This is a genomic window from Candidatus Methylomirabilota bacterium (assembly GCA_035315345.1).
Taxonomy (GTDB): domain Bacteria; phylum Methylomirabilota; class Methylomirabilia; order Rokubacteriales; family CSP1-6; genus CAMLFJ01.
On record DATFYA010000005.1, the window covers coordinates 1 to 3,064 of the forward strand.

General features: G+C 69.6%; 1 protein-coding gene. It reads right to left on the reverse strand.

The annotated features are described in order from the left end of the window. Positions 1-291 precede the first annotated feature (291 nt). Entirely contained in the window at positions 292-2,640 is a 2,349-nt protein-coding gene (locus VKN16_00710; protein ID HME92719.1) for a catalase, read from the reverse strand. Positions 2,641-3,064: the final 424 nt, after the last annotated feature.

Sequence of the window (3,064 nt, forward strand, 5' to 3'; positions counted from 1 at the left end):
ACCGGCATCTTCGGTCCGACGGTCCGGGGCCGGGACGACATCACGTCCCGAACCAGTCGCGGCGCGATTCGTCTAGCCATCGGCTCCTTTGGATACCGGCGGCTGCGTCGGACGAACGCGGGCCGGATCGCCCGAGTATACCTCGCCGGTCCCGTGGGCCGGCCAAGCCGCCGCGCACCAGCGGGTCCGGGGGGCGATGTCCGGCGCGCCCTCCTCGCGCCGGACGCGGCCCCGAGCGCCCTATCCGGCGGGTCGAGCCCCGGACGCGGGCGCTCGACGGGCCGGTGCCGGTCAGACTCGGGGTGGGTCCGTCGGGCGATCCCAGTTGCGGTGCTTACCGATGGCGTCCACGAAGGCGTCCAGGTCGCGGACCAGCGCCCAGTCGGAGCCGTCATTGGTCGGCACGCCGGCTTCCGCCACCACTCGTTCCCCGGCGCCCAGGATCAGGATCGGCTTGCCGTGGCGGAACTGGTCCCTCAGGAACTCGCGAGCGTGCCCCAGCGAGATCAGCTCGTCGGCGGCCGGGTCGCCGTCGGGAACCACCACCGCGTCGAACAGCACCGACGGCATCGTCTCGAACGTCGCGTCCGGCTCCACCGTCTCGCCGTCGGCGGTCTCGAGACCGTTGAGGCGCGCGGCCAACCGCCGCACCACCGCGCCCGCCTTGGACAAGATGGCCTGGGCCCGGGCGAGGGAGGGGCCGTGGACGCCCCGCGCGACCAGGATCGCCACCTTGCGGCCGCGAATGCGGCCGTCGCCGGGTCGATAGGTGAGCGACAGCGCCGGCGAGGCGGTGACTTCCGGGCGTACCCCTTCCACCACGCGCGGCATCGGCCGGGGCAGGGGCATCCCCAGCCCATCGGCCACCGCCTTCGCGAGCTCGTCCGAGACATTGCGGAGCATCGAGACGGTACGCTCGCGAATGGCGGGCACCTGCACCTTGGTGAGCTCGAACCGGAAGCCGCGGACGATGTGCGCCTTCTCGTAGGGCACCTGGCTGTTCCAGAACAGGGTGGCCTGCGAGTAGTGATCCCCGAACTTCTCCGGCTTGCCCCGAACCTTGTGATCCGACACCGGCTCGGGGAAGCTCGTGAAGCCGCGCATGCCCGCCTGGAACGGGCAACCCCCGCCGAGAGAGTTGGGCTCGTACGAGACGCGGCCTCGATGAATGCTCTGCCGATGGAACCCGTCGCGCTGGTTGTTGTGCGCCTGCGCGATGGGCGCGTTGATCGGTATCTCGTGGAAGTTCGGCCCGCCGAGCCGCAACAGCTGGGTGTCGAAGTAGGAATGGATGCGTCCGGCGAGGAGCGGGTCGTCCGAGAAGTCGATGCCCGGCACCAGGTTCTGGACGCCGAACGCGACCTGCTCGGTCTCGGCGAAGAAGTTGTCGGGGTTGCGGTCGAGGACCATGCGCCCCACCGGCGTCACCGGGACCAGCTCTTCCGGCACGATCTTGGTGGCGTCGAGGACGTCGAAGCTGAAGCCGTCGGCCTGCTCCTCCGTGAAGATCTGGACGCCCAGCTCGTACTCGGGAAAGACCCCGGCCTCGATGGATTCCCAGAGATCGCGGCGCGTGTAGTCGGGATCGGCGCCGGCGATCTTGACGCACTCGTCCCAGTCCAGCGAATGCGTCCCCGCCGTCGGCGTCCAGTGGAACTTCACGAAGCGCGACTCCCCCTTGGCATTGACCAGGCGGAACGTGTGCACGCCGAAACCCTGCATGGTGCGGAAGCTCCGGGGCAGCGCGCGATCCGACATCACCCACAGCAGCATGTGGGTCGATTCGGGCATGAGCGAGACGAAGTCCCAGAAGGTGTCGTGGGCGCTGGCCGCCTGCGGCATCGCGTGGTGGGGCTCCGGCTTCAGGGCGTGGACCAGGTCCGGGAACTTCATGGCGTCCTGAATGAAGAAGATCGGGATGTTGTTGCCGACGAGATCGAAGTTGCCTTCTTCGGTATAGAACTTCGTGGCGAACCCGCGAACGTCGCGCGGGGTGTCGGTGGAGCCGCGCTCGCCCGCGACGGTGGAGAACCGCACGAAGACGGGCGTGCGCTTGCCCTTCGCGGACAGGAAGGCCGCGCGCGTGTACTTCGCGAGGGAGTCGTAGCATTCGAAGAAGCCGTGGGCGCCCGACCCGCGCGCGTGGACGATTCGCTCGGGGATGCGCTCGTGATCGAAGTGGGTGATCTTCTCGCGGAGGATGAAGTCCTCGAGGAGGGCGGGGCCCCGCAGCCCCCCCTTGAGCGAGTTCTGGTTGTCCGCGACGGGCTGGGCGAAGTTGGTCGTCAGGACCCGTCCGCCGGAATCGACACGGACGCGGTCGAGGGGCCGGTTGCCGGGATTCACCCCGGGACTGGCGGGCGCGCCGGTCTTGTCCGACGCATTCGCCTCGGTGAGCGTGCTGGCGACGACCGTCGGGTCCGGCTCGGCGGTGGCTCCGGGCTTGGGCGTCCGCGACGCGTCGCCGTGCTCGCCCGCTTTCGATCGGTTGAACGGAAACGCGGCGGCCAGGGCCTCGGTGCCCCGCATCTTGCGCTCCGCGGGGCGGTTGCCCGGCTCCGGCGGAGACTTCCTGGCGCCACTCACGGTCGACTTGGCGGCCCCCTTGCTCTGGACGCGCGGCTTTCGATTCTTTGGCATGCCCTTGTCCTCCACGAGATCGGTGCGCCCACGGCAAGCCGGCAGGACGCAGTCAGTCCGTCAGTAGGTTCGGCTCGTAGAGCAAGCGGTATGCCGCTGCGTCGGGCATCACATTCCCAGGGAATTGGTCGAGGGCAGTCCTCCGCCGACGCCGCTCCGCACCGTTCGACTCGGTAAGGATGGGCGGACGCGAACCGCGGGCGCGCCTACGAGGGGCGCGCGCGCGGAGCGACCCGGCGGATCCGCGCGGGCCTCTCCGCTCAGGCCGCGACCTTCACGCGGCAGAAGCAGGAGGCCTTCACCGGGACCTCGGACCGGGCCAGCGCGAGATCGAGCCGCTGCTTGATCAGCCCCGCTTCCACCGTCTCGCCGCGGCGGGTGAGGCATTCGTGCAGCCCGTGAAGGCTCCACAGATTGTCGGGAT